The organism is Neptuniibacter sp. 1_MG-2023 (assembly GCF_030547185.1).
Taxonomy (GTDB): Bacteria; Pseudomonadota; Gammaproteobacteria; order Pseudomonadales; family Balneatricaceae; genus Neptuniibacter.
Window position 1 is genome coordinate 255,501 of record NZ_JAUOQR010000002.1, and the last position, 23,369, is coordinate 278,869.

Annotated in this window: 21 protein-coding genes; 14 read left to right on the forward strand and 7 right to left on the reverse strand. The window is 43.3% G+C overall.

Going from position 1 to position 23,369, the window contains the following annotated elements; translation table 11 throughout:
- The first annotated feature begins 5 nt into the window (after nt 1-5).
- From ftsA to Q4492_RS03930, 6 genes are all read left to right on the forward strand, one after another.
- A complete protein-coding gene (gene ftsA / locus Q4492_RS03905) occupies nt 6-1,253 on the forward strand; it encodes a cell division protein FtsA (RefSeq protein WP_303415954.1) in 1,248 nt (415 codons plus the stop codon).
- A 94-nt stretch (nt 1,254-1,347) separates the two neighbouring features.
- Entirely contained in the window at nt 1,348-2,520 is a 1,173-nt protein-coding gene (gene ftsZ / locus Q4492_RS03910) for a cell division protein FtsZ (RefSeq protein WP_303415955.1), read from the forward strand.
- A 101-nt stretch (nt 2,521-2,621) separates the two neighbouring features.
- Entirely contained in the window at nt 2,622-3,536 is a 915-nt protein-coding gene (gene lpxC / locus Q4492_RS03915) for a UDP-3-O-acyl-N-acetylglucosamine deacetylase (protein WP_067862461.1), read from the forward strand.
- A 185-nt stretch (nt 3,537-3,721) separates the two neighbouring features.
- Nucleotides 3,722-6,460, forward strand: a complete 2,739-nt coding sequence (gene secA / locus Q4492_RS03920; RefSeq protein WP_303415957.1) for a preprotein translocase subunit SecA — start codon at nt 3,722-3,724, stop codon at nt 6,458-6,460.
- Nucleotides 6,461-6,531: 71 nt separating this feature from the next.
- Nucleotides 6,532-7,752 (forward strand): bifunctional glutamate N-acetyltransferase/amino-acid acetyltransferase ArgJ, encoded by a 1,221-nt coding sequence (gene argJ, locus Q4492_RS03925; protein WP_303415958.1) that lies wholly within the window; start codon nt 6,532-6,534, stop codon nt 7,750-7,752.
- A 50-nt stretch (nt 7,753-7,802) separates the two neighbouring features.
- Entirely contained in the window at nt 7,803-8,756 is a 954-nt protein-coding gene (locus tag Q4492_RS03930) for a Nudix family hydrolase (protein ID WP_303415959.1), read from the forward strand.
- On the opposite strand, the gene yacG is transcribed toward Q4492_RS03930, so the two are convergent.
- The 5 genes from yacG to pilB all read right to left on the reverse strand — a co-directional run bounded on the left by yacG (nt 8,725) and on the right by pilB (nt 13,429).
- Entirely contained in the window at nt 8,725-8,961 is a 237-nt protein-coding gene (gene yacG, locus Q4492_RS03935) for a DNA gyrase inhibitor YacG (protein WP_303415960.1), read from the reverse strand. The two genes, Q4492_RS03930 and yacG, sit on opposite strands and share 32 nt — an antisense overlap.
- Nucleotides 8,954-9,565 (reverse strand): dephospho-CoA kinase, encoded by a 612-nt coding sequence (coaE, locus tag Q4492_RS03940; RefSeq protein ID WP_303415961.1) that lies wholly within the window; start codon nt 9,563-9,565, stop codon nt 8,954-8,956. The genes yacG and coaE overlap by 8 nt, the downstream gene beginning before the upstream one ends.
- Entirely contained in the window at nt 9,566-10,411 is an 846-nt protein-coding gene (locus tag Q4492_RS03945; protein ID WP_303415962.1) for an A24 family peptidase, read from the reverse strand.
- 66 nt (nt 10,412-10,477) lie between these two features.
- The gene (locus Q4492_RS03950; protein WP_303415963.1) at nt 10,478-11,698 is read right to left on the reverse strand and encodes a type II secretion system F family protein; all 1,221 of its coding nucleotides are present in this window, start codon (nt 11,696-11,698) and stop codon (nt 10,478-10,480) included.
- Between the two features lie 18 nt (nt 11,699-11,716).
- Nucleotides 11,717-13,429 carry a type IV-A pilus assembly ATPase PilB gene (gene pilB, locus Q4492_RS03955; protein WP_303415964.1) on the reverse strand — a complete coding sequence of 571 codons (1,713 nt, stop codon included), beginning with the start codon at nt 13,427-13,429 and terminating at the stop codon, nt 11,717-11,719.
- Between the two features lie 195 nt (nt 13,430-13,624).
- Between pilB and Q4492_RS03960 the strand changes: the two genes are divergently transcribed.
- Nucleotides 13,625-14,047: a prepilin-type N-terminal cleavage/methylation domain-containing protein gene (locus Q4492_RS03960; RefSeq protein ID WP_303415965.1), complete on the forward strand. Its 423-nt coding sequence runs from the start codon at nt 13,625-13,627 to the stop codon at nt 14,045-14,047.
- Between the two features lie 93 nt (nt 14,048-14,140).
- Complete coding sequence (locus Q4492_RS03965) at nt 14,141-14,482, forward strand: hypothetical protein (protein ID WP_303415966.1); 342 nt, start codon at nt 14,141-14,143, stop codon at nt 14,480-14,482.
- A 94-nt stretch (nt 14,483-14,576) separates the two neighbouring features.
- On the opposite strand, the gene nadC is transcribed toward Q4492_RS03965, so the two are convergent.
- Nucleotides 14,577-15,422, reverse strand: coding sequence for a carboxylating nicotinate-nucleotide diphosphorylase (gene nadC / locus Q4492_RS03970; protein ID WP_303415967.1), 846 nt, complete (start codon nt 15,420-15,422; stop codon nt 14,577-14,579).
- A gap of 114 nt (nt 15,423-15,536) precedes the next feature.
- On the opposite strand from nadC, the gene ampD reads away from it, so the two are divergent.
- Complete coding sequence (gene ampD, locus Q4492_RS03975; RefSeq protein ID WP_303416069.1) at nt 15,537-16,106, forward strand: 1,6-anhydro-N-acetylmuramyl-L-alanine amidase AmpD; 570 nt, start codon at nt 15,537-15,539, stop codon at nt 16,104-16,106.
- Here ampD and Q4492_RS03980 read toward each other — a convergent pair.
- The gene (locus Q4492_RS03980) at nt 16,092-16,802 is read right to left on the reverse strand and encodes a 16S rRNA (uracil(1498)-N(3))-methyltransferase (RefSeq protein WP_303415968.1); all 711 of its coding nucleotides are present in this window, start codon (nt 16,800-16,802) and stop codon (nt 16,092-16,094) included. The genes ampD and Q4492_RS03980 overlap by 15 nt on opposite strands.
- Nucleotides 16,803-17,010: 208 nt before the next feature.
- Here Q4492_RS03980 and Q4492_RS03985 point away from each other — a divergent pair, with 208 nt between their 5' ends.
- The 5 genes from Q4492_RS03985 to phbB all read left to right on the forward strand — a co-directional run bounded on the left by Q4492_RS03985 (nt 17,011) and on the right by phbB (nt 23,359).
- Nucleotides 17,011-18,048, forward strand: coding sequence for a Fe(3+) ABC transporter substrate-binding protein (locus Q4492_RS03985; protein ID WP_368389429.1), 1,038 nt, complete (start codon nt 17,011-17,013; stop codon nt 18,046-18,048).
- A 101-nt stretch (nt 18,049-18,149) separates the two neighbouring features.
- Nucleotides 18,150-19,805, forward strand: coding sequence for an iron ABC transporter permease (locus Q4492_RS03990; RefSeq protein ID WP_303415969.1), 1,656 nt, complete (start codon nt 18,150-18,152; stop codon nt 19,803-19,805).
- A gap of 5 nt (nt 19,806-19,810) precedes the next feature.
- Nucleotides 19,811-20,929 (forward strand): ABC transporter ATP-binding protein, encoded by a 1,119-nt coding sequence (locus Q4492_RS03995; RefSeq protein ID WP_303415970.1) that lies wholly within the window; start codon nt 19,811-19,813, stop codon nt 20,927-20,929.
- Between the two features lie 132 nt (nt 20,930-21,061).
- Nucleotides 21,062-22,396 (forward strand): MATE family efflux transporter, encoded by a 1,335-nt coding sequence (locus Q4492_RS04000; RefSeq protein ID WP_303415971.1) that lies wholly within the window; start codon nt 21,062-21,064, stop codon nt 22,394-22,396.
- 213 nt (nt 22,397-22,609) lie between these two features.
- On the forward strand, nt 22,610-23,359 hold the full coding sequence (gene phbB, locus Q4492_RS04005) for an acetoacetyl-CoA reductase (protein ID WP_303415972.1): 750 nt from the start codon (nt 22,610-22,612) through the stop codon (nt 23,357-23,359).
- Nucleotides 23,360-23,369: the final 10 nt, after the last annotated feature.

Here is a 23,369-nt window from a genome sequence, read left to right on the forward strand (position 1 = left end):
TGAAAATGAGTAATTCGATGGATAACAATATGATTGTTGCCTTGGATATCGGTACATCTAAGGTGTTATGCCTAGTAGGTGAGATCGGTGTTGATGGCGCCATCGAAATTATAGGCATAGGTTCTCATGCCTCAAGAGGTCTTAAAAAAGGCGTTGTTGTAAATATAGAGTCGACAGTTAGCTCAATCCAGCGTGCAGTTGAAGAAGCTGAATTGATGGCTGGGTGTAAAATTCATTCAGTGACTGTTGGTATTGCTGGTAGTCATATAAGCAGTTTGAACTCGCACGGTATTGTTGCTGTACGTGATCGAGAAGTAACTGAATATGATCTGGAACGTGTAATCGATGCTGCAAGAGCTGTAGCGATTCCCGCAGACCAGAAGATCTTACATATATTGCCTCAAGAGTATGAGATTGATAGTTCAGAGGGCATCAAAGAACCATTGGGGATGTCAGGTGTTCGTTTAGAAGCCAAAGTTCATTTGGTGACGGGATCCGTGAATGCTGCCCAAAATATTGAGAAATGCGTACGCCGTTGTGGTTTAGAGGTTGATAACTTAGTGCTAGAGCAATTGGCATCAAGTTACTCTGTATTGACCGAAGATGAGAAAGAGCTCGGCGTTTGTATGGTGGATATTGGTGGTGGGACGTCCGATATATCTATTTTTACTGGCGGTTCAATTCGGCATACCACAGTAATACCTATTGCCGGTGATCAGGTTACTAATGATATAGCTATGGCGCTGCGTACGCCGACTCAGCATGCGGAAGAGATTAAGATTAAGTATGCCTGTGCCTTAGCACAACTTGCGACGGGTAGTGAAACAGTCAAAGTTCCCGGTGTTGGAGATCGTCCTGCAAGGGATCTATCAAGGCAGGCACTGGCTGAAGTTGTTGAGCCCCGTTATGAGGAGCTGTTCAGCCTTATTCAGGCGGAGCTGCGTCGTAGTGGCTTTGAGGATCTAGTTGCGGCGGGCATTGTTTTAACGGGCGGCACATCAAAAATGGAAGGGGCTATTGAGTTAGCGGAGGAGATCTTCCATATGCCCGTGCGTTTGGCATCACCTCATGGGGTGCGAGGTATGGCAGATATTCTCAACAGCCCGATTTACGCCACTGGGATAGGGTTGTTGCAATACGCACAGCACGATCATGTCGGCGGTAGTGTAGAGACGATTAATCAAGATGTGGCTGCGGTTCCGCGGATAGGCGTTTTGGAAAAAATGAAAGCTTGGTTTAAAAGTAATTATTAAACCAGCTTAACTCGATTTTAATGTTTTGGCTGCCAACAATAATTGGTGGCGAATTAGGTGATAGTGCTTGGCTTGAGCACTCAAGGAGCTAACAATGTTTGAACTGTTAGATAGCGTTCCACAAAATGCAGTAATCAAAGTGATTGGTGTTGGTGGCGGTGGCGGCAATGCTGTCAAGCACATGGAAAGTGGTGATTTGGAAGGGGTTGAATTCGTATGTGCGAATACAGATGCGCAAGCGCTTTCATCAATGTCTTCTCAAACGGTTATTCAGTTAGGTAATACGCTGACAAAAGGCTTAGGGGCTGGGGCTAATCCTGAAGTAGGTCGTCAAGCGGCGATGGAGGACCGGGATCGTATCGGCGAGATGCTGAAAGGCGCGGATATGGTTTTTATTACAGCAGGAATGGGCGGTGGTACAGGTACAGGTGCGGCTCCTATTGTAGCTGAAGTTGCTAAAGATATGGGCATTTTGACGGTCGCTGTTGTAACTAAGCCGTTTCCGTTTGAAGGCCGTAAGCGTATGGCTATAGCTGCTGATGGCATTAAAGAGCTGCGTGAGAGTGTCGACTCGTTAATCATTATCCCTAATGAAAAACTGATGCAGGTTCTTGGGCGTAATTGCAGTTTGTTAAATGCATTTGAATCAGCCAACGATGTACTTAGAGGTGCGGTACAGGGCATATCTGACCTTATTACTCGTCCAGGCATGATCAATGTGGATTTTGCCGATGTGCGTACGGTTATGTCCGAAATGGGCATGGCGATGATGGGAACCGGTCATGCTAGAGGTGAAAATCGTGCTGCAGAAGCTGCAGAAAAAGCGATTAAAAGTCCTCTGCTGGATAATGTTGATCTTCGTGGTGCGAGCGGCATTTTAGTAAATATCACTGCTGGCATGGATCTGAGCTTAGGTGAGTTTACTGAGGTAGGTAATCAGATTGAAGAGTATGCCTCTGAGAATGCGACTATAGTCATTGGTACGGTTATTGAACCAGAGATGTCTGATGAGTTGAAAGTAACGGTAGTTGCTACCGGCTTAGATAAACCGCAAGAAACTGTACGTCCTGTGCAAGATAATATGAAAAAAGTGGACGGAAGTTTGAACTTAGAGCAGATTGACTTGCCTACTATTCTTCGTAGAAGAAAGAATGAAGCGCTTGATGGTCCAGCAGAGTTTACCGAAGACGTATTGAAGCAAACAGGTACTGAAGGCGATGCTGGTTATTTAGATATTCCTACATTCTTAAGGAAGCAGGCAGACTAAATTGCATAAGCGTAGAGTGGTAAAGGATTCACCTTTCTAAAAGGTGATTTTTTTGTTAATATTGCGCGGTAGTATGGCCCTTTTTATTTTTGGCAGATGGCATGATTAAGCAGAGAACGTTAAAAAACAGTATTAAAGCAACAGGTATCGGTTTACATACAGGTCAGAAAGTTTATCTGACACTTAAGCCGGCGCCCGTGAATACCGGTATAGTATTCCGTCGTGTTGATCTCGATCCAGTGGTTGAGATTTTAGCGCACGCACACAACGTTGCTGACACAACGCTGTCTACAAACTTAGCCAAAGATGGTGCACGTATTGCGACCGTTGAGCATCTGCTTTCTGCAATGGCTGGTTTAGGTATTGATAATGCGTATGTGGAGTTGAGTGCCGAAGAAGTGCCTATTATGGACGGTAGTGCTGCTCCATTTGTATTTCTTATTCAATCGGCAGGCCTTGAAGAGCAGAATGCGGCGAAAGAGTTTATCCGCATCACTAAAGAGGTCACTGTTGAATCGGACGGTAAGTCAGCTACATTTAAACCGTTTGATGGCTTCAAAGTCGGTTTTAAAATTGAGTTTGATCATCCTGCATTTGAAGGGCGTAAGATGGAGTCATCATTGGACTTCTCTAGTACCTCTTTTGTGAAAGAGGTGAGCCGTGCGCGTACTTTTGGTTTTATGAGTGATTATGAATACCTTCGTTCACAAAACCTTGCTCTGGGCGGTAGTTTTGATAACGCTATAGTTGTTGATGATTACCGTATTCTTAATGAAGATGGTCTTCGTTATGACGATGAGTTTGTTAAACACAAAGTACTTGATGCCGTTGGGGATTTATACTTGTTAGGAAAAAGCCTAATTGGCGAATTCTACGGTGATAAATCAGGCCACTATTTAAATAATCGTTTATTGCGTGAGCTGTTAGCTAATGAAGAGGCGTGGGAAATTGTCACTTTCGAAAATAATGAAGAAAGTGCTCCTATCTCCTATCAGAAGCCTGTTTTAGCTGTTTAAACTTCGAATTTTTGTGAAAACCGAACTCTATGTTCGGTTTTTTTTTTGCATTTTTATGTAAGGTTTTTATTTATTCGCCCTTTTAGATTCAATTTCTGCCCCAAATAAAGGTAGAATGCTGAGTTAATTTTTTCCTCCTCGAAGAGTTGAGGATCGTTTTAGACTTCATAGGTATAAGTCAAGATATGCTGACAGGATTGTTAAAGAAAGTTTTTGGTAGTAAGAATGATCGTGAACTAAAACGCATGGGTAAAATCGTTAAGGCGATTAATGCATTAGAAGTCGATCTTGAAAAACTAACAGATGAAGAACTGGCAGCAAAAACTGTTGAGTTTCGTCAGCGTCTTGATGAAGGTTCTGACCTTGATCAGTTGCTGCCAGAAGCGTTTGCTGTTGTTCGTGAAGCGTCCAAGCGTGTTATGGGTATGCGCCACTTCGATGTTCAGTTAATCGGTGGTATGGCTCTACACGATGGTAAAGTAGCAGAGATGCGCACGGGTGAAGGTAAAACACTAGTGGCAACTTTAGCTGTATATTTGAACGCATTGAGCGGTTTAGGTGTGCATGTTGTTACGGTGAACGACTATCTTGCGAGCCGTGATGCTGAATGGATGCGTCCATTATATGAAGCATTAGGTTTGACAGTCGGTGTTGCGCTTTCTGGACAGGATCCAGCTACAAAGCGTGCTGCTTATGCGGCTGATATTACCTATGGAACCAATAACGAATTCGGTTTTGATTACCTTCGCGACAATATGGCATTTAGTCTTGATGAGAAGGTGCAGCGAGACTTTAACTTTGCGGTTGTGGATGAGGTCGACTCGATTCTTATCGATGAGGCGCGTACACCTTTGATTATCTCCGGCCCTGCCGAAGATAGTTCACAGATGTATGTCACGATTAATCAATTAATTCCACAGCTTAAAAAGTTTGATGGTGAGATTGATCCGCAGGATGAGTCGCAAGATATTAGTGAGCACTTTGCGGTTGATGAGAAAAATCGTACCGTTGAATTAACAGAGGCCGGTCATGCTGCTGTTGAAGAGTTGCTAACAGAAAAAGGCTTGCTTAATGAAGGGGAAAGTCTTTATGCCCCTCATAATCTAAACTTGCTGCATCATGTTTTGGCGGGTTTACGTGCTCACTACTTGTTCCAGAAAGATGTGGATTATATTGTTCAAAATAATGAAGTTGTCATTGTTGATGAACATACCGGCCGTATTATGCAAGGTCGTCGTTGGTCTGAAGGCTTGCATCAGGCGGTAGAAGCTAAAGAGGGCGTGTCTGTACAAAATGAGAGTCAGACATTCGCATCTACAACATTTCAGAACTACTTCCGTTTATACACAAAACTGTCAGGTATGACAGGTACAGCTGATACCGAAGCGTTTGAGCTTCGTCAGATTTATGGCTTAGATGTTGTCGTAATTCCTACTAATAAGCCGATTGCGCGTAAAGATGAAAACGATCTTATCTACATGAGTGTAGAAGAGAAGTATGAAGCGATCGTTAAAGAGATCCGTGCCTGTCAGGAAGCTTTACGTCCTGTTCTAGTCGGCACAGCTTCGGTGGAATCTTCTGAATTAATCTCGACGCTCTTGAAGAAAGAGAAGATTGTTCATAATGTATTGAACGCTAAAAATCATGGTGGTGAAGCATCCATTATTGCTCAAGCAGGCCGTCCTGGAGCTGTAACAATTGCAACCAATATGGCGGGTCGTGGTACTGATATCGTTTTAGGCGGTAAGTTAGAGGCTGAGTTAGCTGAACTTGATAACCCAACGGATGAACAGATTGCAGAAGTGACTGCAGCTTGGGAAAAGCGTCATCAACAAGTTCTTGATAATGGCGGCTTACATATCATTGGTACAGAGCGTCATGAATCACGTCGTATCGATAATCAGCTGCGTGGTCGTGCAGGTCGTCAGGGTGACCCTGGTTCTTCACGTTTCTTCCTTTCGTTGGAAGATGATCTTATGCGTATCTTTGCTTCAGATCGTGTTCGTCAGCTGATGCAAGCGCTGGGTATGGAACGTGGTGAGGCGATCGAGCACAAGATGGTGAGTAACGCTATCGAAAAAGCACAACGGAAAGTTGAGGGGCGTAACTTTGATATTCGTAAATCGCTTCTTGAATATGATGATGTTGCTAATGATCAGCGTACAGTTATTTATGATCAGCGTAATGAAATTATGGCAACGGATGATATATCTGAAACCATTGATGCTGTTCGTGAAGAGGTTGTTGCTAACAAGTTTAGTGAATTTGTTCCTCCTCAAAGTTTGGAAGAACAGTGGGATATTGCTGGTCTTGAGCGCTCGCTTGAAGCTGATTTCTCAGTAAAACTGCCGGTTCAGGAATGGCTTGATCAAGACGATAGCTTACATGAAGAAACGCTTTATCAAAAAGTTCAGGACGAGATCTTAGCGGTTTATAAACAGAAAGAGCAGCAGGTGGGTGAATCCACTATGCGTAACTTTGAAAAGCAGGTAATGCTGCAAGTTCTTGATACGCTGTGGAAAGAGCATCTGCAAACTATGGATCACCTACGACAAGGTATTCACTTACGTGGTTATGCTCAAAAGAATCCTAAGCAAGAATATAAGCGCGAATCTTTCCATCTATTTCAGGAGCTATTGGATAATATTAAACGTGATGTTATTCGTATTATCTGTCATGTACAGGTACAGCAGCCTGAAGAGATTGAAGCGATGGAGCAGCTGCGCCGTGAGCAAGCAGAAAGTCTGCAGATGGATTTCACCCATGATCAAAGTTCAGCAATGTCTGATGATAGTGATGCTGAAGCAGTAGATGAGCAAGGTGAAACCTTTGTTAGAGAGGGACGAAAAGTAGGTAGAAATGAGCCTTGTCCTTGTGGCTCAGGTAAAAAATATAAGCAGTGTCACGGTAAACTATCTACATAATTTAGATGCAGTTTTAATACAGTTAAGAGAGCAGCCTGTTGGCTGCTTTCTGCGCTAAGGAGATTACTAAAATGGCTGTTGGTCCAGCAACTTTCCCAAGTACAATGCACTCTGTTAAAGGTTTTGAACTCGGCACTGCCTCTGCCGGTATTAAAACACCGGGCCGTAAAGATGTTGTGTTAATGCATATTTGTGAGGATGCCAGTGTAGTCGGTGTTTTTACCAAAAATGCTTTTTGTGCAGCGCCTGTTTCCATCTGTAAAGAACATCTAAGCAAAGCCGCGGCTCGCTATCTTATAGTCAACACAGGTAATGCGAATGCCGGAACAGGACAGGAAGGTTGGCAAGATGCTGTTGCTACTTGCTCTGCGGTAGCTGAGCTCTGTGATGTAGATGTGGCTGCAGTACTGCCATTTTCTACAGGTGTTATTGGTGAAAAGCTGCCGGTCGAGAAACTTATTTCTGCTTTGCCTAAAGCAAAAACCGTTTTATCAGAAAGTGGCTGGTTAGATGCGGCGGAAGGTATTTTAACGACAGATACGCGCCTTAAAGGTGCTTCGCTACAATACACGTATCAAGGTCAGACGGTTACTTTAACTGGAATATCTAAAGGCTCGGGCATGATTAAGCCCAATATGGCAACTATGCTAGGTTATGTAGCTACTGATGCGGATGTTGAACCTGAATTGCTGCAAAAATTATTGATAGAAGCGACGGACTGTTCATTTAATCGTATTACCGTCGATGGTGATACGTCGACCAATGACTCTTGCATGCTTGTGGCAACAGGGAAATCTAGCGTTGTTGTCTCTGAGAGCGACCAAGAGGGTCTTTTGACGTTCAGGCAGGCTTTGGCTTGCGTAATGCAAGAACTCGCTCATGCGATTATTAGAGACGGTGAGGGGGCGACTAAGTTTGTAACGGTTAAGGTCGAGTCGGCAGCGACTCAAGATGAAGCGCTACGTACAGCCTTTGATATTGCTCATTCGCCACTGGTTAAAACAGCGCTTTTTGCATCCGATCCCAATTGGGGCAGGATTTTGGCTGTTGTAGGTCGTGCGGGTATTGATAATTTAGATTTGAATGCATTGCAGATCTTTCTGGGCGACGTCTGTATTGTCAGTGAGGGAGGGCGCGATGCGGGCTATACCGAAGAGGCTGGCCAAGCTGTGATGGATGCTGAGGAGATACTGATTAGAGTTGTACTTAATCGCGGTGATGTCACTGAAACGGTATGGACAACAGATCTTTCTCACGATTATGTCAGTATTAATGCGGATTACCGCAGCTAAGTTGTTCTTTTGTGTCTTGCTATTGGTTACTAAACGGGCGTTGTAAATAGATGAAGCGTAAATTGATTCATGTTGCTGCGGCAGCTATTAAAAACTCAGCAGGAGAAATTTTAATAGCAAGACGCTCGGAAGATCAGCATCAGGGAGGCTTGTGGGAGTTTCCCGGCGGTAAAGTGGAGCAGGGTGAAAGTGCGCTGTCGGCGTTATCACGAGAGCTGCATGAAGAGCTAGGTATTGAGGTAAAAGAGGCTAGACCGCTGATAAAAGTACCCTATCATTACACTGATAAATCGGTTTTACTGGATGTGTTTGAAGTAAGCGCGTTCGATGGCGAGGCTTGGGGGAAGGAGGGGCAACCTATACGTTGGGTTGCTAAAGGTGAGCTTGATAGTTTTGCCTTTCCAGCAGCAAATGCACCTATTCTTAATGCATGCCTTTTACCTAAATGTATCGCGATAACACCTGATTTATCTGATGTCGATGCATTGGTTGACTTTGTTGAGCAGGCTTTATCTAACGGCGCTGAAGGGGTTATGTTGAGAGCTCATCATCTGCCTGTGGATGATTTTGAAGGCGCGTATAAGCGTATTAAAGGGATGCTTGAGGGAACAGCTATTCCGCTTATTGTGAACAGTTCACTTGCAGTTGCTGAAACGTTGAAAGCGGATGCGTTACATCTTAGCTCATCACGTCTTTTAGATCTTAATAAGCGTAGCCAATTTTCCGGTCGCTGGCTAAGTGCGTCATGTCATAGTTTAGAGCAGATTGAGATGGCGGTTACAAAAGATTTGGATTTTGTTAGCTTATCACCTGTATTAAAAACGCGCTCACATCCTCATGCGATCCCATTAGGTTGGGAGCTGTTTCAGCAGATTGTTGATAGTTGCTCTATTCCGGTTTATGCCTTAGGAGGGGTAAGTTCTCGTTTGCTTGGGCAGGCTGTTAACTGCGGTGCTCAAGGTGTTGCGGGGATTAGTGCATGGTCTCAGGATCTTGAGGAATAGGACCGTCTCGGTCTACATGTTCTTCATTTTCACCACTGCTATAGTCACTGGCGGATTTTGCTTCAGGAATTTGATACTCCTCATTTGCCCAGGCACCTAGGTCAATTAATTTGCAGCGTTCACTGCAAAAAGGTCTAAATGGGTTATCACTGCTCCATACCTTTTTTTTCTGGCAAGTTGGGCATTTTACTTGGGGCTTAGTCACTATAAGGGGCCTGTTTAGCAAGGGTAAGTAGTTTGGAATGTAAGGCGGCAACTTCTTTTTTAAGGGTTGCTAAGTCTGCGCTATTATCAATGATCGTATCAGCTTTTACTATCTTTTGGTCTCTAGGCATCTGTGTTTGGATGATAGATTTTACTTGTTCTGCATTGTTCTTGTCGCGAGAGATTGTTCGCTCGATCTGTATTGCCTCAGGCACATCAACAACCACGATATGATCGGTGAGTTGATGCTGATCTGTTTCAAGTAGCAGGGGAGAGGCGAGTACAGCATAGCTAGATTGTGTGTTGTCCAGTTGTTGAATAATGCGTGCCCGGATCACTGGGTGAAGTAGTTGCTCTAACCATTTTCGCTCTTTTGGATCGCTGAAAATTTTTACTCTCAGTTCTGCACGGTTTAGCTCGCCGGAATTTGTCAGTATTTGCGAGCCAAAGTGCTGAGCGATCTTCTGAAGCGCTTCTTCTCCCGGTGCTACTACTTCTCGCGCGACTATATCGGCATCAATAACGTTAATTCCGAACTGCTCTAATTGGCGAGTAACGGCGCTTTTGCCTGAGCCTATCCCGCCTGTGATCCCAACAATAAACATCTATAAGCCAGCAAATTGAAGGTAGAGACCGGTAATATTATCACCCCAGATTAAAGCAACCCAACCGGCAATGGCGAGATAAGGCCCAAACGGCATAGGGGCCTGCTGCTCATGTTTTTTCGCTGCGATCATAGCGATGCCTAATATAGCACCAACCAAAGAACTCAATAGAATAATAAGGGGTAACTGTGCCCATCCGGCCCAAGCTCCGAGCGCGGCTAGTAATTTAAAATCACCATATCCCATTCCCTCTTTGCCTGTTAGTAGTTTAAAAGCCCAATACACAGTCCATAAACTTAAATAGCCAGCGATAGCACCGTATACAGCACTTTCCAGTGAGGTAAATAAACCAAAGCTATTTACGAATAAGCCTAACCACAGTAAAGGTAGTGTAATGCGGTCAGGTAAAAGTTGATGGTCTATATCGATAAAGATAAGACAGATCAAGCACCAGGTTAACAGGGTGAGGCTGAAACTAACCTCGTTTAGGCCATAGATATAAACAATAGCAGCACCGCTTATAGCGGTTAATAATTCAATAAATGGGTAGCGAAAAGGGATATGTAGACCGCATGAAGCGCATTTTGCTTTTAGGTACAGGTAGCTAATAACCGGTATATTTTCATACCATCTGATTTTGTGCCCGCATTGTGGGCAAGTGGAGGCTGGTGCGGAAAGGTTAAATGTTTCTTTTTGTTCCGTATTTTCAGCTTCATGTTCAGATAGCCACTCCCGTTCCATCATAATAGGGATACGGTGAATAACCACATTTAAAAAACTGCCAACGCAGAGGGACAAAATAAAAGCGCAGGCTATAGCCCACGCTGGATCGATATTAAAGATCATTAGTAATCTTCTAAATGATTCGTTTGCTAGGGAGCTTTTTGTAATATTTCTCTCAAAAAGCGTTTTCTAAACCACATTACCCAGCTGGAAGATAGGTAAGTACATGGCGATAACTAAGCCGCCTACAAGTACCCCTAGAACAGCCATGATAAGAGGTTCTAGTAAGCTAGAAAGGTTATCAACAGCGTTATCAACTAGCTCTTCGTAGAAATCTGCCACTTTCTCTAGCATCATTTCCAGTGAGCCGGCCTCCTCACCGATGGCGATCATCTGCACAGTCATATTTGGGAAAACCCCTGTCATCGTGACTGCATCTTTTAGTGATTGCCCTGTTGATACCCCATTTCTGATCTGGAGTATGGCATCTCGGTAGAGTGCGTTACCCGAGGCCCCTGCAGCAGAGTCTAGTGCATTAACTAAAGGCACACCGGCAGCAAAGGTTGTAGCTAAGGTTCTAGAAAAGCGAGCAATTGAGGCATTGTGTAAAATTTGGCCAATAACGGGAATTTTAAGCATCGCTTTGTCGACGGCGTCCCTAAATTTCTTTGACTTTGTTTGGGCTTTGTTAAAGGCATACCCGGCGAAGCCTATAGCAATAAGTACAATCCACCACCATTCTTGGGCAACTTCGGATAGATGAATTACAAAGAGAGTAAAGGCGGGGAGGTCGGCGCCAAAGCTATCAAATACCGATTCAAATTGCGGCACCACTTTTACCAGCAAAATAGCGGATACGACAATACCAACAATAATAACGGCTGTTGGGTAGGTGAGGGCTTTTTTGATCTTGGCTTTTAGGCTTTCCAGTTTCTCTTTGTAGGTGGCAATACGGTCAAGCATCTGTTCTAAAGCACCCGATTGCTCACCAGCACTGACTAAACTGCAGTAAAGGTCGTCGAAGTGCTCAGGATATTTGGTTAAGGCTGTGGAGAAATCAAGCCCCCCATTTACATCATTTTTAATGCCATAAATAATATCTTTAAGCTTATCTTTCTCAACCCCGCCGGCGGTAATGTCTAGGCCTTGTAGTAGAGGAACACCAGATTTAAGCATAGTAGCCACTTGGCGAGTAAAAAAAGCAATATCTACAGGCTTAATTGGTTTGCCTTTCGCGCTAAAGAGGCCCGCTCCTCTCTCTTTGGCTACCTTGGAGGGTAATATACCCTGTTTACGTAGTTGAGCTTTAGCCATGGCAATATTGCTGGCATCAACTTTCCCTTTACTGGCATTGCCGCTTTTATCTTTTCCCTGCCAGGTAAATGTATGTAACTTGGCTTCTTTGGCCATAGCAAATATATCCTGTTATTAAACCTTAATGACGCGATTCATCTCTTCGAGGCTAGTCACACCTTCGGCAACTTTCTTTAGACCTGAACGTCTTAAGCTTTGGAATCCTTGAGTGTTGGCGACCTTTAGTATATCCAGAGAGTTTCCGTTTTGCATAATGACTTCAGCAATCTCTGGCGACATGGAAAGCATCTCATAGATACCAACCCTACCTTTATAACCTCTGTTACACTTATTGCAACCCTCATGATTTGCTTCGAAGAGGGTCATATTCTTGATCTCTTCGTCGGTAAAGCCCTCCTCACGTAGGGTAACTTCAGGTAGTGTAATGGGTTGTTTACAGCTTTCGCAGAGCCTTCGTCCTAAACGCTGAGCGATAATTAAACTCACCGAAGTGGCAATATTGAAGGCGGGTACTCCCATATTACGGAGTCGAGTCAGTGTTTCGGGTGCGCTGTTTGTATGGAGTGTGGAGAGAACCATATGGCCGGTTTGTGCTGCTTTAATCGCAATTTCGGCGGTTTCCAGATCTCGAATCTCACCCACCATGACAACATCAGGGTCTTGACGAAGGAAGGCGCGCAAGGCCTCTGCAAAGGTAAGGCCTACTTTTGAGCTTACATGAACTTGGTTGATCCCCTCCAAGTTAATCTCTACAGGGTCTTCAGCCGTAGATATATTACGCTCTTCCGTGTTAAGGATATTTAGACCGGTATAGAGGCTGACGGTTTTACCACTACCTGTCGGACCGGTGACGAGCACCATGCCTTGTGGTTTATGTAAGGTGGAAAGGTACATCTCTTTTTGGAAGTCAGCAAAGCCTAAAGCTTCAACGCCCATTTTAGCACTGCTCGGGTCTAATATACGCAGTACAATTTTCTCGCCCCAAAGGGTCGGTAGGGTGTTAACACGGAAATCGATCGACCGGTTTTTCGAAATTTTCATTTTGATGCGTCCATCTTGCGGGACGCGGCGTTCAGAGATATCCATCTGAGCCATAACTTTTAAACGTGCAGACAGGCGTGATGATAGATTAGAGGGGGGTCTAGCGATCTCCTGCAAGATGCCATCTATACGACTACGTATACGATAGGTCTTTTCGTAAGGTTCAAAGTGAATATCGGATGCGCCGTTTTTAATAGAATCTAAAAGTATTTTATTAACAAAACGAACTATAGGCGCATCATTGGCTGCTTCCTCAGCGGACTCCTCTTGCGCAGCGTTGGGTAGAGAATCATCGATCTCCAAATTATCAAGGTCGCTATCTTCCAAGTCGTCAAGGGCTGAATCTTGATTGTCGAGGAACGCTTCGATCGCTTTGGTAAGCTTATCCTCTTCAACAATAATCGCTTCAGTGGTAATACCACTTTGAAATTTAAATTCATCAAGGGCTTGGATATTGGTGGGGTCCGATATCGCCACAAATAAGCGATTGTCTCTTTTCTGTAACGGGAGCGCGTGATGTTTGCTAATCAGCGAGTCATTAATAAGGCCCTGTGGAAGCGTCGCCATATCCATGGCATCCAGATCTAGCAGTGGAATGCCAAACTCTTCGGATGCGGCGGCGGCGGCTCTATAGGCACTAACAAGGCGCTGTTCAATAACATAAGCGATAAAGGTTTGCTGTTTTTCTCGGCACTGAAGCGCCGCATCGGCCGCGACCTCTGCAGAGCAAACACCCTCATTAACTAACCTTTTTGCTAGTCCGCTTAATGGTTGGCTAGGCTGCAAAATATAACCCCTTACTATCATTCCATGAATTGACACATATCATACAGATAAAATAGCATTTGCATCATAGTTTGAAAATGCGCACTATAAGGTTTATAAGATAAAACTGATTTGGTAACTGGCGTGTCATAAAAAATACGCTACAATCAAAGGACTTGGTTGATCCCAAGGATTTTTTTTCGCTGGAGATAAATAATGAAAACGAATAAACAAGCACAAGGTTTTACCCTAATCGAATTGATGATCGTTGTGGCGATTATCGGTATTTTGGCTGCTATCGCATTGCCGGCTTACCAAACTTATACGCAAAAAGCTAAATTTACTGAGGTTGTTAATTCTACATCGTCCGTGAAAAGTGCAGTTGAAGTGTGTTATTCACGTGAAGGTACTTTTTCTGATTGTGATGGCGATGATAACTCTGTTAGTGCTGCATTAAGTGGTTCTGATGGTGGTCAGTACGTTAAGAGCGTTGGAATCAATGATAGTGCTGTGATTACTGCAACTGGGTCTGGAGCAGTTAATGATATTACCTATATTTTAACGCCAACTAGTACTGCGGGTGGACAACTTATTTGGGATGTATCTGGCTCGTGTGAAACTGAAGGCTTATGTGACTAATCACCTAAGGGTGTAAAGTTACCATTGATAAAAAGGCGCAAACTATTTGCGCCTTTTTTGTATCTTATATATTGATAAGTAGAAACGTTGTAAATGAAACGAACTATAATAATTATTTTGATCGCCGCTTGTGTGGGTGTGACTTGGTATATTGCAAATTCTACTGAGCCTTTATCACCGCAAACCAAAAGCGCTGTAGAAAATGCATTGCTGGAGTTGGAAGAGTTTCCTGCCCGTCCTGTTTGGTGGCAAGATGACTCAGTGTTAGCTATTGGTGTGGTTGCTGGGCAAACAAATCCGCATCATGCGGCTGATAAAGTCTGTAAGGTTTTAGCGGCTAAGGGTGTCAGCTCTGTATCTGTAGAAGTGTACGATATAGTTAAAATTCAGAAAGAGGACGAGTGGCGGAAACTAGCATCAAGTGCTTGTCAGTAGCTTTATTTGTTTGAGGTTTTTGCCGCTAGAGGCTGATCTGAAAAGGCTAAAGTAAAAACGTTAGCCTTTTTATTGGGTGATAAATTTAATCTGTTTAGTGTTCAATTAAGCGCATCGAAAGGTCAACCGCTTGGCAGTGCTTAGTTAACGCACCAATTGAGATATAATCGACACCCGTTTCAGCGATAGGGCGCAATGTCTTATCAGTAATATTGCCTGATGCTTCTAATTTGGCTTTTCCTTTTGTTAGTTCTACCGCTTTGCACATCTCATCGAGTGAAAAATTATCCAGCATGACAATATCTGCACCAGCGTCTAGGGCTTGTTTTAGCTCTGCCATAGATTCAACTTCGATCTCTACTGGCTTATCAGGTTCATTATTTTGTGCGGTCTGTATCGCTTCTTTTATGCCGCCGCAGGCCATAATGTGATTCTCTTTAATCAGAAAGGCATCAAATAATCCGATCCGATGATTAAAACATCCACCACAAGTCACTGCATATTTTTGTGCAAAACGAAGTCCCGGTAGGGTTTTTCGTGTATCGAGTAGTTTTACGTGGGTACCTATCACTTTATCGGCATAAAACTTACTAATGGTTGCGGTGCCAGAGAGTGTTTGTAGAAAATTTAAAGCCGCGCGTTCTGCGGTGAGCAGGTTACGAGCGGAGCCTTTCGCATAAAATAACACCTGATCCCGTTGTACTAGATCACCATCATCCACTTGCCATTCTAATGTTAAGTTAGGATCAACTTGTTTAAATACTTCATTAACCCAATCGACACCGCAGATTACAGCTTCTTGGCGACTGATAATGCGAGCGGTAGCGGTTTGCTCTTCAGGAATAAGTTGGGCCGTAATATCGCCGTTACCAATATCTTCACTAAGTGCATAAGTTACGGCGTCTGGAATAAGGTGCTGTATGTCGGCACGGTTCAACATAATAGGTTCCTGATGAGAATAAGGTCAAAGAGGGCTGGCCTCTGTTATTATTGGATAACGATGATTAATAGGTCGCTAATTCTAACGAATCTAAGTAATAGCGGATAGAGGATGATGGTTGTAAAAAACGAAAATGGTTGGTTGTTTGGTGTGAATCGGGTGTTGTCGCCTAATTTTAATGAAAGGCCTGAAGGCGAGAGTGTTTCGCTTTTAGTTATTCACAACATTAGTCTACCGCCGGGACAGTATGGTGGCGGATATATAGAGCAGTTTTTTACCAACCAGTTGCCTATAAGTGATGATCCGTTTTTCCAAGAGATTAAAGATCTACAAGTATCATCACACCTTTTAATAGAGCGCACGGGACGGATTGTTCAATTTGTGCCTTTGCATAAAAGGGCGTGGCATGCGGGTGTTTCTTGTTATGAGAATGTTGAAAATTGTAATGATTTTTCCATAGGTATTGAGCTTGAAGGTACAGATTCTGAGCCTTATAGCGCTGAACAATATAAGCAATTAGTCGATTTAACTTTAGCTATTCAAACTCAATTTCCGGCTATTTCGGATGACAGAATCGTTGGCCATTCTGATATAGCACCGGGTAGAAAAACAGATCCTGGGCCTGCTTTTGATTGGGATTATTTTTTCGGTCAGTTAAAAAATAGAAAATTAGACGGGGAATAGTCGGGAAAGCAGGGCGGGTACGGCATTTTCAACTCTTAAAATTCGCTCGCCAATATGGATGGCGTTAAATCCGCAGTCATTAAGTTTTTCGACCTCATAAGGGATAAATCCTCCTTCGGGGCCGATCGCTAATGTTGTTTTTATTGCTGCACTTTGAGGGCAGGGAGTGGCGTTATAAGGGTGGGCGATCAACGCCCTTGTGCCTTGTGCCAAAGAGGGAAGTTCATCCTCGATAAATGGTTTAAAGCGTTTTCTTAAATGAACATTGGGCATCACTGTATCGCCTGCTTGTTCCAACCCGAGTTGTAAATTTTCTATGATCTTTTTTTCTAAAATAGGGCTCCCCCAGTAGCTTTTATCAACACGATAGGAGTTGATAAGATAAAGCTCTTTAACTCCCATAGATGCAACGGTTTGTAAGATTCGCTTTAGCATTTTTGGCCGTGGTAGGGCTAAAAGAAGTGTTAAAGGCAATGGGAGCGGTGGTGTTTTGTCTAATGTTATTTGTAACCTGATAGCGCTTTCTGATAACTCAAGTACTGTTCCTGTGCCTATTAGCCCGTTTAACATGCCAACCTTTAATTGCGAGCCGATTTCGGGTTTATGGATCGTCTTAATATGTTGGAAGCGTCTGTCATTGAGTTTAACCTGCTCTTCCGCAATTAAATCATCTTCTGTGAGGAGTATTAGGTTCATATCTACCGCTGTGTGAGTTTGGCCGTTAGAGTTGGGTAGTTTATCGAGCAATATTAACAGATGCGACTATTAATCTAGATCAATGATTAGTGTTTTTAATCTAAATGAGAATGTTTATCGGTAGCATTATCTTTTGTGTTGTGGTAATTTTACCCCCCTAATTTATTTAAAGCTTCTCTATATGTTTTGTCTTTGTAAGGGGTTTACTGTGAAATTTACACGCGTTGTTTCTACAATGGCTATGACCGCTGTTTTTGCTACAGGGTTGTTGCCTTTATCTGTATCTGCCGATGATAACCTTGTTAATGTTTACTCTGCACGAAAAGAAGCGCTTATAAAGCCTTTGTTTGATCGTTTTACTGCGGAAACGGGTATTGCTGTTAATTTAGTAACAGGTAAAGCTGACGCACTTTTGAAACGTTTGGAAGTTGAAGGCGATGCGACACCAGCGGATCTTTTTGTCACTGTGGATGCAGGGCGTTTGTATAGAGCGAAGGACGCGGGTGTTCTTCAAGTAGCGACCAGTGAAACTTTAGATAAGCTGATTCCTGCTCATTTAAAAGATGTTGATGGTTATTGGTATGGCATGTCCCAACGTGCACGGACGGTGTTTTATGTTAAAGATAAAGTTGATCCTGCTGAGTTAACCTCTTATGAGGACCTTGCTGACCCTAAGTGGAAAGGACGTATCTGCATTCGTTCATCAAGCAATATCTATAACCAGTCACTCGTTGCATCGATGATCGATGCCAATGGCGTAGAGGCGACCGAAGCATGGGCTAAAGGGCTTGTAGCTAATTTTGCTAAGCCGCCAGCGGGTGGTGATACGGATCAATTACGAGCAGCCGCTTCAGGTGTTTGTGATCTGGCGATTGCGAATACCTACTATTACGCACGCTTAGTACACAGTAATAAAGAGAGTGATAACGAAGTCGCGGCTAAATTAGGTACAGCATGGTTAAATCAGGATGGTCGTGGTGCACATGTTAATGTGAGTGGTGTAGGTGTAACTAAATACGCTTCTAATGTGGAAAGTGCGATTAAACTGATGGAATTTATGGCTTCTGATGAGTCTCAAGTTTGGTATGGTGCTGAAAACAACGAATATCCAGTTGTTGAAGGTGTTGAGGTTTCACCCGTTTTGAAAGGCTTAGGTGAATTTAAAGCGGATGACCTTGAGCTAAGTAAATTGGGAACCAATAACCGTGCTGCTGTTGAATTAATGGACCGAGCTGGCTGGAAATAGGCTCAATTTCTACCATTCCATATTCTAATAAGTGTTAGAATTATGCTTTTAGCGCCCGCAGATATTAATGTGGGCGTTTTCTGTTTTTCTGAACGGGATAAATGTTTGTAGTGACTCCCTTAAAATCTCCCTACCGAGTAAACTGGCTGACATCTAGTTCGTTTGTCATCGCTGTATTATTAGCCCTGCCTATTTTTGTGATTGCGGGGTTTGTCTTTAGCGGTTCTGCTGATGTTTTTACGCACTTGTACCATACGGTGTTGTTCGATTATGTCAGTAATTCACTTTTACTTATGTTAGGTGTGGCTTTTGGGGTGTTATTGCTTGGCATCCCAACGGCTTGGTTGACGAGCGTTTGTGACTTCCCTGGGCGTAGAATTTTTGCTTGGGCATTACTCCTTCCTTTAGCGGTACCGGCTTATATCATCGCTTACACCTACACTGGGCTTTTAGATTTTGCTGGTCCTGTGCAAACCGCTATACGTCAGTTAACAGGTCTAGGCTATGGCGAGTATTGGTTTTTTGAGATCCGTTCATTAGCTGGTGCCATTTTGATGTTGGCGCTAGTACTTTATCCTTATGTTTATCTATTAAGCCGCGCAGCCTTTCTAGAGCAATCAGCAAGCACGCTCGAGGTTAGCCGGACGCTAGGTTATAACCAATGGCAAGGTTTGTTCAAGCTAGCACTGCCTCTTGCTCGTCCAGCGATTATTGCCGGTTTAACCTTAGCATTAATGGAGACCTTAGCTGATTACGGTACCGTACAATATTTTGGTGTAAATACATTTACGACCGGTATTTTTAGAACTTTTTATGGGTTTGGCGATGCGGTTGCGGCGGCTCAGTTGGCAGTTTGTCTTTTAAGTTTTGTGGCTTTATTAGTACTTGTTGAAAAATACTCAAGACGAAAATCCCGTTATCACTCGTCTGCAGAATTTAAAGCTAAAGCAAAATTAATCTCTTTATCTGGCTGGAAAGCTGCAGTAGCATTTTTGATCTGCTTGTTACCTATATTATTTGGATTTTTGATACCTGCAGGTCAGTTGGCTTTTTGGAGCTTAACGCAAGCAGATCTTTCCGATGGCTCTTTTTTCCAGTTGGCGTGGAACTCGTTTTACCTCGCCTTTTTAGCTGCCATCATTGCTGTGAGCTTTGCGTTAATTTTGGCTTATGCTTCCCGTTTGAATCCTAAAAAGGTGGTGAGGTTTTCAGTGGCTACGGCGGGATTAGGCTATGCTCTACCGGGTACTATTATCGCTATTGGGGTGATAATTCCATTTGCTTGGATGGACCATCAGTTAATTGCAATGGCAAAGAAATGGTTCAGTGTTGATATTGGTTTAGTGTTATCGGGCACTTTAGTGGCGCTTTTGTTTGCTTATACGGTACGTTTTTTGGCGGTATCTTTAGGTGCCGTCCAGAGTGGCCTTGATAAAATAAAGCCGAGTATTGATGGTGCTGCACGTACGCTTGGTTGCACACCTATGCAGGTTTTAAAACAGATACATGTTCCCTTGATGAAGAGTTCTGTATTAACCGCCTTACTTATCGTTTTTGTTGATGTGCTTAAAGAGTTACCCGCTACACTGATTCTTAGGCCTTTTAACTTTAATACCTTAGCCGTTAGGGCATTTGAGCTGGCATCTGATGAGCGTTTGATTGATGCGGCACCGGCATCGTTGTTGATTGTGGCGGTTGGATTGATACCTGTGATTTTATTAAGCCGTTCTATTGCAAAAGGGCGGGCGGGAAGTTGATTGAGATGAAGATAGAAAAACATCTAAATGTTGAGAGTGTCACCCTTGCTTATGGTGAGGAGGATGTTGTACATAATGCGTCTTTATCACTTGAAAAAGGTGAAATTGGCTGCCTGTTAGGGCCAAGCGGCTGCGGTAAATCAACATTGCTTCGAGCGATTGCAGGGTTTGAACCTGTGAAATCTGGGCGTATTTGTATGCGTGGACAGGTGCTGTCTGATGCGCACAATATACTGCCTACCGAACAGCGAAATATTGGTATGGTGTTCCAAGATATCGCACTTTTCCCGCATTTAACTATCGCAGAAAATATTGTTTTTGGTATTAAAAAATGGTCAAAAAAAGATCAAACTTTGAGAGTTCAGGAGCTTCTTAGTTTGATTGGTTTGCCAGATATTGCTGAGCGCTATCCACACTCCCTTTCTGGTGGTCAACAACAGCGTGTTGCCTTAGCGCGGGCAATGGCACCTAAGCCTGATCTTTTGTTACTCGATGAGCCGTTTTCTGGGTTGGATGCGAATTTGCGAGAAACGCTAGTACCCGAAATACGAGATATATTAAGAAAAGAACAGATGAGTGCTATTTTGGTGACTCATGACCAAATGGAAGCCTTTGCGATGGCTGATAAAATTGCGGTTATGCAGCATGGTAGGATTCAACAGTGCGGCTCTGCATTTAATATTTATCATGAACCTAAAAATCGTTTTGTAGCAGACTTTATAGGTTTAGGTGAGTTTTTGCAGGCTTCCATTAAAGATGAATACTCAGTGGATTCTGCATTAGGCTGTTTGGTAGGTGATGAGCCTTTAGGTTATGCACCGGGTACATCCGTTGAGCTGCTGATTAGGCCCGATGATATCCAGCACTCTGAACAGAGTTCCTTGACCGGTCGTATAGTGAGTAAATGGTTTAGAGGCTCTCACTATCTTTATCATGTAAAACTGGCCAATGGTGAGGTTTTACCTTGTATCACTGCCTGTCATCATGACCATGATGTAGGTGAGGATTTAGGTATCAGTATCGAACTTGATCATCTTGTTGTGTTACCTATCTGTGATCCAGAGACTGGGGTTTGCGATCTGCAAGAATCGGAAGTTGTTCAAACACAAGCTGTTGCTCGCTAGCCATAGCTTGTCCCCCTCGTTGCTTTTATAGTGACCTCATATCTCCTAGCAACATAATGTTCGAGAAAAGGAGATTTAGTTATTTCGAGTGATAGAGTAGGATTGTGCGCTATTTTATTTCTTCGGTGACTTATGTCCGTTCGTGTCAATCTGCTTGAAGATGATATTCGACCAACCTTAGTTAGAATGACATTCCCCATGATGCTTGGGATTGTTAGTTTGATGCTATTCAATCTTGCGGATCTTTATTTTGTCAGCCGATTGGGCACCGATGCGTTAGCTGCTTTAGGTTTTACTTTCCCTGTTTGTTTTACGGTTATCAGCTTAGCTATTGGCTTAGGGATAGGTACCTCAGCTATTTTGGCGCGCTTATTGGGTAAAGGGGAGAGTGAAGAAGCCCGCTCACTTGCTACGGATAACCTGCTGGCGATTGCTGTGATGATTGTGCTTGTTAGCTCATTGCTACAGTTACTGATTGAACCTGTATTTTTGGCTATGGGGGCGCGTGAAGCCTTAATGCCGCTTATTAAGACCTATATGAATGTGTGGCTAGTAGGATCTGTTTTTCTTGTTATTAATATGGTCTGTAATGCCTGTATGCGGGCCACAGGTGATACTAAAACGCCTGCATTAATGATGGCGGCATCGTCGTTACTCAACTTTATACTTGATCCTCTGTTTATTTTTGGTCTTGGTTCTTTTGATGGGTTTGGGATTCAAGGGGCGGCTATTGCTAGTGTTATCTCTTGGAGTTTGACGACTTTAGCGGCGATCTATCTGCTTTTTGCTCAAAAACGTTTGCTAGTTGTTCAGCCATTTAATTTCATCCGTTGGAAGAGGCACTCTTATGCGGTTATGAAAATAGCTTTGCCTGCCTCTTTATCTAATATGATGACGCCAATTGCACAAGCCGTTCTAACTTATATTGTGGCCCATCATGGCCCAGAAGCGGTAGCCGCTTTTGGTGTGGGGAACCGTATTGAGTCTTTAGCCTTACTTGTATGCTTGGCGCTTTCTATGACGCTTCCCCCTTTTATTAGCCAAAATGTGGGAGCTGGTAAAGTAGAACGAGTAAAATCAGCCTATCGCATGGTGATTGGATTTTCATTATTTTGGCAGTTTTTGGTGTTTATTCTCTTAATTTTCGTGGCTGAAGAGGTCGCATCTCTGTTTAGTGATAATAATCAGGTCCAATCACTAATTATTTTATGGGTTTTTATTGTGCCATTTGGCTTTGCTTTTCAGGCAATAATCTTCCTTACCGCCTCCAGTTTTAATGCATTGCACAAACCTTTTATGGCGATGAAGGTCAGCCTTGCACGCTTGTTTATTTTTACTGTTCCGTTCGCTTGGTTGGGTTCTCAACTGTTTGGTTTACAGGGAATGTTTGTATCTCTTGTGATGGCTAACTTATGTGTAGCTGTTATTGCTTGGTTATCAATGCGGGCTTACCTCAAGTCTTATTAATGCTGCATATGCGTTCAGTTTTATTTGATCCGTATGTGATGTAGCTCATTGTTCACGGGGGTGGAGTAAGCTAATGTTCTTCCACCAAAGTCATATTAATATCTATGAACGGATGGCATTATGATCGAGGTAAGGACGAGAGATTAATTATAAAATCATAATAAAAATAGATAACACCCAAACAAGCAAATACACGATATAAGGGGATGGAGCATGAGTCAGAAGATTGCACTCGTGACAGGTGGTACTGGTGGTTTAGGTACTGCAATTTGCCGCACATTGGCAGATAACGGTTTTCGCGTAGTTGCCGGCTATAATAGCGGTGGTGATCACAGTAAAGCGAAAGCATGGCAAGACAAACAGAAAGAAGACGGTTATGACATTCTAGTGTCTTATGGTGATGTTACAAACGCTGAATCTTGTGCGCAGTGTATCGCCACAGTTGAAGAGCTAACCGGTGGTGCTGTTGATATTCTTATCAACAACGCGGGTATTACCCGTGATGGGCAGTTCAAGAAGATGAGTTGGGAACAGTGGGATGAAGTTATGAGTGCTAACTTAGACTCTATGTTCCATATGACCCGTTTAGTGATTAATGGCATGATTGATAAGGGCTGGGGGCGAGTTATAAATATCTCCTCTGTAAATGCTCAGAAAGGTCAATTTGGTCAGTGTAACTACTCAGCAGCTAAAGCAGGGATACATGGTTTTACTAAAGCACTTGCGCAAGAAGTAGCGCGTAAAGGCGTAACAGTAAATACAGTGTCTCCTGGTTATATCAAAACAGCGATGGTTGCTAAAATTGCTCAGGAAATTCAGGATCAGATCTGTGCGGGTATTCCGGTAGGTCGTTTTGGTACACCTGAAGAGATTGGTCGTATGTGTACTTTCTTATGTGATGACGAGTCTGGTTACATCACAGGTGCAGATATGTCAGTCAATGGTGGTTTACATATGTCTTAATTGACTATGT